Annotated in this window: 14 protein-coding genes; all 14 read left to right on the forward strand. The window is 29.2% G+C overall.

The window, feature by feature from the left end; all coding sequences use genetic code 11:
* On the forward strand, positions 1-1,628 hold a 1,628-nt coding region (alaS, locus tag HUJ77_RS08230), incomplete at its 5' end, for an alanine--tRNA ligase (protein WP_291708102.1).
* Positions 1,629-1,768: 140 nt separating this feature from the next.
* Positions 1,769-2,026, forward strand: coding sequence for an IreB family regulatory phosphoprotein (locus HUJ77_RS08235; RefSeq protein ID WP_291708103.1), 258 nt, complete (start codon positions 1,769-1,771; stop codon positions 2,024-2,026).
* 47 nt (positions 2,027-2,073) lie between these two features.
* On the forward strand, positions 2,074-2,490 hold the full coding sequence (gene ruvX / locus HUJ77_RS08240) for a Holliday junction resolvase RuvX (protein ID WP_291708104.1): 417 nt from the start codon (positions 2,074-2,076) through the stop codon (positions 2,488-2,490).
* Positions 2,491-2,567: 77 nt separating this feature from the next.
* Complete coding sequence (locus HUJ77_RS08245; RefSeq protein ID WP_291708105.1) at positions 2,568-2,843, forward strand: DUF1292 domain-containing protein; 276 nt, start codon at positions 2,568-2,570, stop codon at positions 2,841-2,843.
* Between the two features lie 42 nt (positions 2,844-2,885).
* Positions 2,886-3,356 carry a Fur family transcriptional regulator gene (locus HUJ77_RS08250; RefSeq protein WP_291708106.1) on the forward strand — a complete coding sequence of 157 codons (471 nt, stop codon included), beginning with the start codon at positions 2,886-2,888 and terminating at the stop codon, positions 3,354-3,356.
* Positions 3,357-3,424: 68 nt separating this feature from the next.
* Entirely contained in the window at positions 3,425-5,092 is a 1,668-nt protein-coding gene (locus tag HUJ77_RS08255) for a ribonuclease J (protein WP_291708107.1), read from the forward strand.
* 150 nt (positions 5,093-5,242) lie between these two features.
* Positions 5,243-7,069 (forward strand): translational GTPase TypA, encoded by a 1,827-nt coding sequence (gene typA, locus HUJ77_RS08260; RefSeq protein ID WP_291708108.1) that lies wholly within the window; start codon positions 5,243-5,245, stop codon positions 7,067-7,069.
* A gap of 87 nt (positions 7,070-7,156) precedes the next feature.
* A complete protein-coding gene (mltG, locus tag HUJ77_RS08265) occupies positions 7,157-8,164 on the forward strand; it encodes an endolytic transglycosylase MltG (RefSeq protein ID WP_291708109.1) in 1,008 nt (335 codons plus the stop codon).
* Between the two features lie 29 nt (positions 8,165-8,193).
* Positions 8,194-8,838: an O-methyltransferase gene (locus tag HUJ77_RS08270; protein WP_291708110.1), complete on the forward strand. Its 645-nt coding sequence runs from the start codon at positions 8,194-8,196 to the stop codon at positions 8,836-8,838.
* A 4-nt stretch (positions 8,839-8,842) separates the two neighbouring features.
* A complete protein-coding gene (locus HUJ77_RS08275) occupies positions 8,843-10,078 on the forward strand; it encodes a U32 family peptidase (protein WP_291708111.1) in 1,236 nt (411 codons plus the stop codon).
* A 21-nt stretch (positions 10,079-10,099) separates the two neighbouring features.
* Positions 10,100-10,717 (forward strand): uridine kinase, encoded by a 618-nt coding sequence (gene udk, locus HUJ77_RS08280; RefSeq protein WP_291708112.1) that lies wholly within the window; start codon positions 10,100-10,102, stop codon positions 10,715-10,717.
* Positions 10,718-10,778: 61 nt separating this feature from the next.
* Positions 10,779-12,395, forward strand: a complete 1,617-nt coding sequence (locus HUJ77_RS08285) for a penicillin-binding transpeptidase domain-containing protein (protein WP_291708113.1) — start codon at positions 10,779-10,781, stop codon at positions 12,393-12,395.
* A gap of 162 nt (positions 12,396-12,557) precedes the next feature.
* Positions 12,558-13,253 carry an RNA polymerase sporulation sigma factor SigK gene (gene sigK / locus HUJ77_RS08290; protein ID WP_291708114.1) on the forward strand — a complete coding sequence of 232 codons (696 nt, stop codon included), beginning with the start codon at positions 12,558-12,560 and terminating at the stop codon, positions 13,251-13,253.
* Between the two features lie 106 nt (positions 13,254-13,359).
* The coding region (locus tag HUJ77_RS08295) for an ATPase, T2SS/T4P/T4SS family (RefSeq protein ID WP_291708115.1) at positions 13,360-13,856 on the forward strand (497 nt) is incomplete at its 3' end.

The raw sequence follows: 13,856 nt of genomic DNA on the forward strand, positions 1-13,856 counted from the left end.
ATCCAAATCTTAAAGAAAATAAAGAATATATAGAAAAAATAGTTTCACTAGAAGAAGAAAGATTCAATGAAACTATAGATTCAGGTATGAATATATTAAATGATTATATTGAAGAAATGGAAGCTGCAAAGGAAGAAATCTTAAAGGGAGAAAAGGCATTTAAGTTATATGATACTTATGGATTCCCTATTGAATTAACAGAAGAGATATTAGAAGAAAAAGGCATGAAGGTTGATCATGATTCTTTCAAAAAGGAAATGGAAGAACAAAGACAAAGAGCTAGAAGTGCTAGAGGTGAATCTTCTTATATGGGAAGTGATGAAAGCCCAATAAATAAGATAGAGGCTTCAATTAATACTGAATTTGTTGGATATAGTAATATTGAAATTAATTCAAAAATTCTTGTTTTAGCAAATGATACTGATTTCGTAAATGAATTAGTAAAGGGAGATAAAGGTTATATAGTAACTGAAGAAACTCCATTCTATGCTGAAATGGGTGGTCAAGTAGGAGATAAGGGTACTATTAAGACAACTAGTGGAGAAGCATATGTTTATGATACAAAGAAAAATGTTGGTGGAAAAACTGTACATTATGTAAAAATTACTGACGGTAATATAAAAATAAATGAAAATGCAACACTAAAAATAGATTTATTAAGAAGAAGTAATATTGCAAAAAATCATACTGCAACACATATGTTACATGAAGCATTAAAGCAAGTAGTTGGTAAACATGTAAATCAAGCTGGTTCATATGTAGATGATGAAAGATTAAGATTTGACTTTGCACATTTTAAGGCATTATCAGAAGAAGAAATACAAAAATTAGAAGATCTAGTTAATATAAAAATTATGGAAGTATTTAATGTTAATACTGATTTAATGACTTTAGATGAAGCTAGAAATTCAGGAGCTATGGCTTTATTTGATGATAAGTATGGAGATAAAGTAAGAGTTGTTAGTGTTGGAGAGTTCTCAAAGGAACTTTGTGGAGGTACTCACGTTCATAACTCAGGAGAAATAGGGTTATTTAAGATAATATCTGAAGCAGGTGTAGCAGCAGGTATTAGGAGAATAGAAGCTGTAACTGGTATTAATGCTATAAAATATATGGAAGAAAAACAAAGACTATTAAAAGAAGCATGTAGCGTTCTTAAGTGTAGCGAAAAAGATGTACTTAAGAAGATAGCTTCTCAAGGTTCAGAAATTAAGGAAAAAGAAAAAGAAATACTAGAACTTAAAAATAAATTAGCATCAGGAGTTGAAGATGAAATTATTGCTTCAGTTAAAGATGTTAATGGTATTAAAGTGGCTGTATTTGAAGTAGCAGATATAGATGGAAATTCTTTAAGAGATCTTGCTGACAAGGTTAGAAACAAACTTTCAAGTGGAGTAGTTGTATTGTTTAGTAATGTTTCTGGAAAAGTAAGTTTAATATCAATGGCAACGAAAGATGTATTAGATAAAGGTATTCATTGTGGTAAGATAATTAAAGAAGTAGCTGCTATAGTTGGTGGCGGCGGAGGAGGAAGACCAGACATGGCGCAAGCTGGTGGTAAGAATCCTGAAAATATAAAAACTGCAATGGAAAAAACTTATTCTGTAATAGAATCTTTGGTAAAATAGTGTACTTTTAAAAATTTTTAGTTTATAATATAATTAATAAGTATAAACAGTGAATAAAATTTGAAATAAATGATATACTATTATTAGAAGAATTTAACTAAATATAAGTAAGGGGGTGGGCTGCAATTAGCAGCAGTTATATGAAGAATAACTTAGATGCAACAATGCAATTTAATTTAAACATCAACAAAGGAGATTTAACAAAATCAATATTAACAGATGTTTATAATGCGCTACAAGAGAAAGGTTATAACCCAGTTAATCAGCTAGTTGGATATCTCATTTCAGGAGACCCTTCTTACATTACAAGCTACAACGGAGCAAGAGCTTTACTAAGAAAACTTGAAAGAGATGAAATTCTTGAGGAAGTTATAAAATCTTATTTAGAAATAAAATAAAGAGTGCCCGTTTATTCGGGTACTCTTTAATTTTTGAGGAGTAATAGATGAGAATATTAGGTTTAGATATAGGATCCAAAACTATTGGTGTAGCTGTAAGTGATCCATTAGGGTGGACTGCTCAAGGAATAACTACTATTAGAAGAACTAAGAAAGAAAATGACCTTGAAGAAGTAGAAAAAATATGCAAAGAATACTCAGTTGAAACTATAGTTATTGGGTTACCTAAAAATATGAATGGAAGTATTGGAGAATCAGGAGAAAGAGTTCTTGAGTTTTCAAATCAAATAAAAGAATATACAGGCTTAAAAGTTGAAATGTGGGATGAAAGATTAACCACAGTGGCAGCTCATAAAGCTATGATAGAAGCAGATTTATCAAGAAATAAGAGAAAGAAAATAGTAGATAAAATTGCTGCTATTTATATCCTTCAAGGATACTTAGATAGATTAAGTATGAAATAATACTTTACTATCAATTGAAAATTATTATTGACAAGTGACATGTTGAAAATTACAATTATAAAAAAAGGAGATTTTTTATGAACAAAGATTTAAAACAATTAGAATTATATGATGAAGATGGTAATTTAGTAAAATTAAATGTTGTGGCATTTTTTGATATGGTAAATCCAGATACAGAAGAAAAAAGTGAATATGTTATAGTATATGATGATAATTATACTGAAGATGATATATTTGCTTTAAAAGTAGGAGTAGATGAAGAAGGCGATGATTTATTAATTCCTATTGATGATGAAGTAGAACTTGCTGCAGTTCAAGAAGCATATGATACTATTTTTTCAGAAGAAGAGTAGTTTTACAATAAATAAAATAATGTAGAAGGGGGTGTGTTGTCTGTGGAACATTCAAGCACTATAGATTTTAATGTTTTAAAGGAAGATTTAAAACAAAAAGGGTATAAATTAACTCCGCAAAGAAGAGCTATCGTTGACACTATAATAGATAAAGAAGGCGAGCACTTAACAGCAGAGGAAATATACGATGAAGTAAAGAAAAGTTGTCCGGAAATAGGTCTTGCAACTGTATATAGAACTATAATTTTATTAGAAGAATTAGGAGTTGTATGTAAGTTAGATTTAGATGATGGATGTAGTAGATATGAATTAGCTCGTAGAAATGAAGGGCATAGACATCATCACTTAGTATGTAATGAATGTAAGGGAGTAATTGAAGTCCAAGATGATCTTTTAGATGAACTTGAAGAAGAAGTTGAAAGATCTTATGGGTTTAAAATTATAGACCATAGTGTTAAATTCTTTGGTATTTGTAGAAAATGTCAAAGTAAGATTGAAGAAAATAAAAAATAGTGGATGAAGAGGTATCTCTTATAGAGAGATCTTTAAGTTACATAATTTAGGAAGAAGGAGGGGACATATTGAAAAACGAGAAGGCAAAGGTTAGGATTATTCCTTTAGGTGGAATTAATGAAATAGGCAAGAATATAACTGTAATAGAATATAAAGAAGACATTATAGTTATAGATTGCGGTCTTAAATTCCCAGATGAAGATATGTTCGGTATTGATTTAGTAATACCAGATATTAGTTATTTATTAAAAAATAAAGATAAGATAAGAGGAATATTCTTAACACACGGTCATGAAGACCATATAGGTGCATTACCATATATTTTAAGACAATTAAATGTGCCTGTATATGGAACGAAATTAACTCTTGGAATTGTTGAAACAAAGCTTAAGGAGCACGGATTATTAAGTTCAACAGAACTTATAAGAGTAAAACCAAGAGATGTCATTAAATTGAATTCAGTATCTGTAGAGTTTATTAAAACTAATCACTCTATAGCAGATTCAGTTGCAATTGCAATACACACTCCACTTGGAGTTGTATTACACACAGGAGATTTTAAAATAGACTATACTCCTATAGATGGAGAACCTATGGATTTTGGCAGATTTGCAGAAATAGGAAAAAGAGGAGTATTAGCTATGCTAGCTGATTCAACTAATGTTGAAAAGCCAGGATATACTATGTCAGAAAAAGTTGTAGGAGAAAGTTTTGCAAGATTATTCTCTAAAGCAAAAGGAAGAATTATAATAGCAACATTTGCTTCAAATGTTCATAGAATACAACAAATAATTGATGCAGCACGCTTACATGATAGAAAAGTTGCAGTATCAGGAAGAAGTATGGAAAATATAGTTGCTGTAGCTACAGAACTTGGTTATTTAGAATTTGAAAAAGATATATTAGTAAGTATAGATCAAATTAATAAATATCCAAATAATAAGGTTGTTATTATAACTACAGGAAGCCAAGGAGAACCAATGTCAGCTCTTACAAGAATGGCAAACTCTGAACACAGAAAGGTTAATATAGTTGAAGGAGATACTGTAATTATATCTGCAACACCAATACCTGGAAATGAAAAGTTAGTTTCAAGAGTTATTAATCAATTATTCCAAAAGGGAGCAGAAGTAATTTACAAGTCCTTGGCAGAAATACACGTTTCTGGGCATGCATGTCAAGAAGAATTAAAACTTATGCATAGTTTAGTAAAACCTAAGTTCTTTATTCCAGTTCATGGAGAGTATAGACACTTAAAGCAACATGGTGAACTTGCAGTATCTTTAGGACTTCCAGAAGAAAATGTATTAATACCTGAAAATGGTGGAGTAATAGAAGTTAATAGAAATGCTATTAGAAAAAATGGGACAGTTAATGCAGGGCAAGTATTTGTTGATGGATTAGGCGTAGGAGATGTTGGAAATATAGTATTAAGAGATAGAAAACATTTATCTCAAGATGGTATATTAACAGTAGTAGTAACACTATCTAAGGAAAACAACTCAATTATTGCTGGACCAGATATCATTTCAAGAGGATTTGTATATGTAAGAGAATCTGAAGGATTAATGGACGAGGCTAAAGATATTGTTAAATATGTTTTAAGAGAATGTGAAGAAAGCAATATAACAGATTGGGCTAGTCTAAAGTCTAAGGTTAGAGATGAACTTAGATCTTACCTATATGAAAAGACTAAGAGAAAACCTATGATATTACCAATTATAATGGAAATATAATCTAATAGGTTGACATTTTTTAATAATAACCTTAGAATAAGTATAGTTTAAATAATTTTTTTAAATTGGATACTCGCGTATCCAATTTTATTTTGGAAAAAATAATTTATAGGTTTACATCATATAAATAAACATAGTGGAGGAAAGTAAATGAATTTAATTAGTAGAGATGATATTAGAAATATTGCTATAATAGCTCACGTTGACCATGGTAAGACAACCTTAGTAGATGCTTTATTTAAAGAAAGCCACGTATTTAGAAGCAATGAAAAAGTTGAAGAAAGAGTTATGGACTCAAATGACTTAGAAAAAGAAAGAGGAATTACAATTCTTTCTAAAAATACAGCAATAACATATAATGGAGTGAAAATCAATGTTGTAGATACTCCAGGACATGCTGATTTTGGTGGAGAAGTTGAACGTGTTCTTAAAATGGTTGACTCAGTATTATTAGTAGTAGACTCTTACGAAGGTCCAATGCCACAAACAAAATTCGTTTTAAAGAAAGCTTTAGAATTAGGATTAAGACCAATAGTTGTTATTAATAAAATAGACAAACCAAATGCAAGACCAGATGAAGTAATTGATGAAGTTTTTGAATTATTTATCGAACTTGGTGCAGAGGACGAACAATTAGATTTTAAAATAATTTATGCTTCAGCAAGAGAAGGATTTGCAAGATATAATGTAGAAGATATAAATAATGATATGATACCATTATTTGAAACAATATTAGAAAATGTTGAACCACCTAAAGGAGATATAGAAGGTCCATTACAAATGCTTGTAACTACATTAGATAGTAGTGAATATGTAGGAAGAATAGCAATTGGTAAGATACATAGAGGAACTGTAAAGAAAAATCAACAAGTTGCTTTAGTAAGAAATGATGGAACAACAAGTAATTATAGAGTATCAAGTATATTTACATATAATGGATTGAATAGAGAAGATGTACAAGAAGCATCTTTAGGTGAAATAATTGCTTTAAGTGGTATTCCAGATTGTAATATTGGAGAAACTATAGCTGATGCAGCAAATCCAGAAGCATTACCATTTGTTGAAATTGATGAACCAACATTAAGCATGAACTTTATGGTAAATGATTCTCCTTTTGCAGGAAGAGAAGGCGAATTTGTAACTTCAAGACATTTAAGAGATAGATTATTAAAAGAATTAGAAACAAATGTTAGCTTAAGAGTTAATGAAATTTCATCAGATTGTTTTGAAGTTTCAGGTAGAGGAGAACTTCATTTATCTATATTAATTGAAACTATGAGAAGAGAAGGATATGAATTCCAAGTTTCTAAAGCTAATGTTATATTTAAAGAAGAAAATGGCAAGAAAGTAGAACCTATGGAATACTTAACAATAGATGTTCCTGAAGAATTTATGGGACCTGTTATGGAAAAATTAGGACCTAGAAAAGCTGAAATGGTAAATATGACTTCTGCTGTAAATGGATATACTAGACTTGAATTTATAGTACCTGCTAGAGGACTAATAGGATTTAGAAACGAATTTATGACAGATACTAAAGGAAATGGTATTATGAACCATGTATTCCATGGATATGATAGTTTCAAAGGAGAAATTCCAGGAAGAAGTAGAGGGTCAATATGTTCATTTGAAGATGGAGATGCTATAACTTATGGATTATTCAATGCTCAAGAAAGAGGAAGTTTATTTATAGGAGCAGGAGTTCCAGTATATCAAGGTATGATAGTTGGAGAATGTTCAAGAGCAGAAGATATAGATATAAATATATGTAAAGGTAAAAAGCTTACTAATACAAGAGCATCAGGATCTGACGATGCAGTTAAATTAATACCTCCAAGACAAATGACTTTAGAACAATGTCTTGAATTTATTAATGCAGATGAGTTAGTTGAAGTTACTCCAGAAAATATAAGAATGAGAAAAAGAGTATTAGATGCTGCTGAAAGAAGAAGAATAACAAGCAGAAGCAAAAAATAGATAAAATTCTTTATAAGTTAAAAAAAAAGTATTATAATAGGGTAAATAGCCTAAATAGGCTATTTACTTTCTATGTAGGGGGTTTTTATGAAAAAACTAGGTTTAAAAATAATTCCCATAACAATAATTATAATTGTATTTATAAGCTTTTTATTAACTTTTGTCAGTATAATTAACAAGCCTTTAAAAAATGATTCAAACATAGTAGTAAGAGTTAATGAAGGAGATAGTTTTTATAGTATTATAAATTCTTTATCCAAAGAAGGAAAGATTAAAGGAGTACCATTTATAAAATTATATGTTAAGGTTTTAGGTAAAAATATAGACATTAAGCAAGGTGAATATATTATAGAAAATAAATTTTCACTAGATGAGCTAATAGACACATTAACTAAGGAATCTTCAATGAATATAGTTAAATTTACTATTCCCGAAGGCTACACAATAGAAGATATAGCAGAAAAATTAGAAATTGAAGGAATCTGCAGTAAGAGTGATTTTCTATTAGCTATTAAAGAATATGAGTTACCTAGATATGTTAAAATTGATAGCAGCAAAAAATACAATTTAGAAGGATATTTATTTCCAGATACATATTTATTAAAAGTTGGAGAAAAGCCTAAAGAAATAGTAACTAAAATGGTTGCAAGATTTGAAGAAATACTAGAGCAAGCTAGTAAAGAAACTGGCATAGAAATTAATTCAGATGATATAGAAACTGTTATTACTATAGCTTCTATGGTAGAAAAGGAAGCAAGAGTAGACAGTGAAAGACCTTTAATATCATCAGTTATAGTTAATAGATTAAATGATGGTATGATGCTTCAAATAGATGCAACGGTTATTTACGCTTTAGGTGAACATGTAGAAACAGTTTTTGAAAAACATTTAGAAGTAGATTCTCCATACAACACATATAGAAATTATGGGTTGCCTATAGGACCTATATCTAATCCAGGTTTAGAATCAATTAAAGCTGCATTAAAACCAGAAAAAACAGATTATTTATTTTATGTACTTCAAGATGAAAAAACTCATTATTTTACTAATAGTGATGTTGATTTTATGAATAAACTAGAGGAACTTGGATATTAATTAATTAACTTAATATATGGAGGATTAGCATGAGTGGAATAACTTATGATTATATGGAAGAATATATTAGAAGTTTAATACCAGAAGGAACTGAAAAGTTTAAAGAATTAGAAGACTTTGCAAAAGAAAATAAAGTTCCTATTGCACAAAAGGAAACGGCAAAATTTTTAGAGTTTATAGTTAGTATGAAAAAACCTTTAAAAATCTTAGAGCTTGGTACAGCAATTGGTTATTCAGCTATATTAATGTGTGAAGCCACAGGAAATAAGACAAAAATAACTACTGTTGAGCGTGATGAAAATATGATAAAATATGCTAGGGAAAACTTTAAAAAATATAACTTAGAACATAAAATAGAAATTATTGAAGGGGACTGTCTGGAAGTTCTTGATAATTTAGATGATAAATATGATCTTATTTTCATGGACGCAGGAAAAGGCCATTATAATCATTTTTTACATAATTGTCTTAGGTTATTAAATGAAGATGGTATTATTGTTGCAGATAATGTTCTTTTTAGAGGAATGGTTGCATCTAATGACTTAGTTAAGAGGAGAAAAATAACTATAGTAAAGAGAATGAGAAAATACTTAGAATTAGTATCTAAGGATGAAAATTTAATTACTTCTGTAATACCAATGGGGGATGGAATTGCAGTGACTAAAAGGAGGTAAATACATGAAAAAACCAGAGATTTTAGCACCAGCAGGAAGTCTAGATAGATTAAAAATAGCAATAGATTTTGGAGCAGATGCTGTATATATAGGTGGAGGAAGATTAAATTTAAGAGCCTTTTCAGATAATTTTACTAATGACGAAATGGCTGAAGGTATTAAATACTGCCACGATAGAGGGAAAAAGTTATATGTAACTATGAATGTATTCCCTAGAAATCATGATTTAAAAGGTGTAGAAGAATATATAAAAGGACTATATGATTTAGGTGTAGATGCTATTATAGTAGCAGACCCATCAATAGTAGCAGCAGCAAAGACTGCAGCACCAAACTTAGAAATACATTTAAGTACTCAAGCAAATATAACAAACTGGATGGCAACTAAGTTCTGGTATGAACAAGGTGTTAAGAGAATTGTATTAGCAAGAGAACTTACATTAAAAGAAATAACTGAAATAAATGAAAATACTCCAGAAGGTTGTGAGCTTGAAGTATTTATCCATGGTTCAATGTGTGTTGCTTATTCTGGAAGATGCTTAATATCTAATTATATGTTAGGTAGAGATGCAAATAAAGGTATTTGTTCAAATGCTTGTAGATATAAATACTATATAGTTGAAGAAACAAGACCTAATGAATACTATCCAGTAATTGAAGATGATAGTGGAACATATATAATGAATTCAAAAGACTTATGTATGATAGAACATATTCCTGAAATAGTTAAAAGTGGAGTTCATTCATTAAAAATTGAAGGAAGAATGAAAAATGAATTCTATGTAGCTTCAACAGTAAAAGCTTATAGAGAAGCTGTTGATGCATACTGTGAGAATCCAGAAGGCTTTAAATTTAAACAAGAATGGTTAGATACAGTATTAAAAATAAGCCATAGACAATATCATACAGGTTTCTTCTTCGGGAAAATGGGTGAGCAAACTTATGATGCATCATCTTATATAAGAGACTATGATATAGTTGGAATAGTTAAGAGCTATGATGAAGAAACAAAAGAAGCTACTATTCTTCAAAAGAATAGAGTTTTTGAAGGTGATGAAGTAGAAGTATTAAGAGCACATACACCATACTTTAATGTTAAGCTTAATGAAATGTTTGATGTGGAGAAGAAGGTTAATACAAATGTAGCTAATAGAGCTCATATGATATTTAAAGTAAAAGTTGATACTCCATTAAAAGAAAATGATATGCTAATAAAAGGTAAAAAAGTTTTAGAGCTTTAAACATAAGAGGGAGGAACTATAATGGATAAGCCAATACTAATTGGAATTACTGGTGGTACTGGATCAGGAAAAAGTAGTATAGCTGATGCAATTTATTCAAGCTTTTCAAATGAGTGTATTGCCATGATACAACAAGATATGTACTATAAAGATCAAAGCCATTTATCTATGGAAGAAAGAGTTAAAACAAATTACGACCATCCAAAAGCTTTTGATAATGATTTATTAATTAAACATTTAAAAGATTTAACTAATGGAGTTGCAATTGATAAACCTATTTATGATTTCTCATGCCATAATAGAGCAAAAGAAACAGTAAAAGTTGAACCGAGAAGCATAATAATAGTTGAAGGAATTCTAGTTCTTGAAGATGAAAGAATTAGAGATTTATTAGATATTAAAGTTTATGTAGACACAGATGCGGATATAAGAATACTAAGAAGATTAGTAAGAGATATCAATGAAAGAGGAAGAACTGTAGATTCAGTAATTAATCAATATTTAGAAGTTGTAAGACCAATGCATCTGCAGTTTACAGAACCGACAAAAAGATACGCAGATATTATAGTTCCAGAAGGCGGACAAAATAAAGTAGCAATTGATATTCTTGTATCAAAAATTAAAGATATTTTAAAATAGAAATTATTGTATAAAAGACACCTTTTTAGGCTAAAATTTAGCCTAGGGAGGTGTTTTTATTATGAAAGCAAAAAATAATATAGTATTAAATAGAATATGGATAATAAATAGTGTATATTTTGTAGTTATTTTTGCGTTAATTATAAGATTATATTTTTTACAAGTACATCCATCTCTTGTGGTTGGGGGAGAAATAGAAAATTATCAAGCTGAAAACTTATCCCAAATGAAGTATAGAATCTTTGATACAAATGGAAAAGATTTAATGGTATATAATAAAAAATATATTTTAGTTTTAGATACCAAGCCATTTATGCTTAATAATTATGAAGAAACCTTAGAAGATTTAATGGCTTTAAATTTTATAATGAAGAGTGAAGATCCTAATTTTAATTATTCAGATATTATGAAAAAAGAAGGGAAAATTTATTATACTATTAGTGAGGATACTTATAAGAAGATAAATAAATTAAATAATGTAAAAGGAATATATACATATATTTATGATGAAGTAGATAGAAAAGAAGCCTGGAAAACCAATAATTTTTTATCCAATATTAAAGATGACAATATTGTTGAAAATTCATTAGAGTATACTTTAAATTCCTATATAAAAGATAATACTTACCCTGTTGCAAAATTTTATTTAAATGATAAATCTATCTATGGTGATGGTGAAGTAAGTACATCAAATAATAAAAGTATAAAATTAACTATAAATTCAATTTGGGAAGATAAAATTAGGAATATTATAAATAAAAATGAATATTCATTTTTGAAGAATGTAGGTGTAGTAGTTTCAGAGGCAGATACAGGTAAAATAAGAGCTATGGTTCAAAAAGATGAAAGTGAAGCTAATGTAAATTTAGGTATAGGACAATTAGGATATGAGCCAGGTTCAATTTTTAAGGTAATTACTGAAACTATAGCCCTTGATAAAGGACTTATAAGCTTAAGTGATAGATTCCTATGTACTGGAGAGATATGCACAAAAGATGGGAAATCATACGCTCATGGATTGCTTTCAGTAGAGGATGCCTTAAAGGTTTCTTGTAACGATGTTTTTGCTAAGGTAGGAGGAGAAATAGGATATAGTGATATGATGGACTACTTAAGTAAAATGGGATTATTTAAGCAAGTTATAAATCTCCAAGGTGAAAATAGAGATGAAGCAAAAGGAGTTAAACCAACTTTAGAAAATAGCATGAACAATATATCAATAGGGCAGACAATAATGGTGACACCAATTCAAATGGCAGGTCTTTATAATACAGTTGCAAATAATGGAGTATATATTAAACCAAGTATAGTAGAAGCAATAGTTGATGATAATGACAATGAATTAGAAGTATTTAATGAAAGTGGAAATAGAATTTTTAGTGAAACAGCAGCTAAATTAGCACAAGAAAGTATGTCTAAAGTTATATGGGAAGGCTCAGGTTTTGAGGCGAAAGTAGAGGGAGTAAATATCGGAGGGAAAACAGGTACATCTACTGGTCATGGAGGTATTAATCATGGTTGGTTTGCTGGATACTTTGAATTGAATAATAAAAAATATACTATAATTGTTATAGCTCCTAATATTGGCAACAAGCATCCAGACGGTAGAGAATTAGGGGGAGGAAATACTGGAGCCCCTATATTTAGAGACATAGTAACGGAACTTACTAAAGAATAAGAAGATAATAATTATATAAATGGAAATATATATTAATTTAAATAACAGAATTACACCTAGAAGTAATATAGATATTTTTATGATAATAATAAATTTAAAAACTAAAGCAATATTTTTAAATTTTATCATATTATATAATAAGCACTACTAGGAGGAAGTTCTGTGTTTTTTTTATCTAATATAATTGAACTACTATGTAATTCAATATTTTTAACAGGTTATATTACAGGCAATAATACATTTCCAAAACCGCTTGATGAAGAAGAGGAAGAACGTTATTTAAAACTATTAAAAAATGGAGATAAGGAAGCTAAGAGCATATTAATAGAAAGAAATTTAAGATTAGTGGCTCACATTGTAAAGAAATATAATTTTCCTAATAAGGATATTGATGAATTAATATCTATAGGTACAGTTGGACTTATAAAGGCTATAGATTCATTTGATGCGGGCAAAGGAACTAGGCTTGCTACTTATGCGTCAAGATGCATAGAAAATGAAATTTTAATGCTTTTTAGAAATAATAAGAAACAAAAGAATGAAGTATTTTTACAGGACCCTATAGGGGTGGACAAAGAAGGTAATGAAATTTGCTTAATTGATGTATTAAGTAGCGATAAAGATTCAGTATTAGAAAAAGTAGAAAATAATATTCAAATTAAACAGCTATATAATAAAATAGGCATTTCTCTTACAGAAAGAGAAGGGGCAATATTAAAGATGAGATATGGGCTAATAGATGGTAGGTGTAGAACTCAAAGAGAAATAGCTGCACTTTTAGGAATATCAAGGTCTTATGTGTCAAGAATAGAAAAAAAAGCCCTTAAAAAATTGAAAAAAGAATTATCATATAAATGAATATTAGAAATAAATGAAAAATGTGCATTTAAAAGAAGGAAAGTAAAGAAAAATATCGAATTATAACTAAGAAGAGATAAAGAGCAACATGGAGGGGTAAATATTGATATATGTGCTGAATGAACTATTAAAAGAAACAATAACTAGAGGAGCCTCAGATTTACACTTAACTGTGGGATTACCACCAACAATTAGGATTAATGGAAAACTATTAAAAATAGGTGAGGAAAAATTAACTCCTATAGCATTAAGAAACTTTGCAGAGGAAATATTAGAAGATAAATATCAAGAGTACGATAATTATGGAGAATTTGATACATCTTATTCAGTTGCGGGAACTGGTAGATTTAGGGTAAATATATTTAAGCAAAGGAATAGTGATGCTATAGCAATAAGAGTAATAGCATTAAAGATACCTACATTAGATGAATTAAAGCATCCAAAGATTGTAAAGAACATAATTGAAAAACAAAGAGGATTAGTATTAGTAACTGGGCCAACTGGAAGTGGAAAAAGCACTACCTTGGCAGCTATGATTAATGAAATAAATAATAATAGAGAAGCTCATATAATTACTTTAGAAGATCCAATAGAATATTTGCA

The organism is Clostridium sp., from assembly GCF_021443865.1.
In the GTDB taxonomy this organism is placed as follows: domain Bacteria; phylum Bacillota; class Clostridia; order Clostridiales; family Clostridiaceae; genus Clostridium.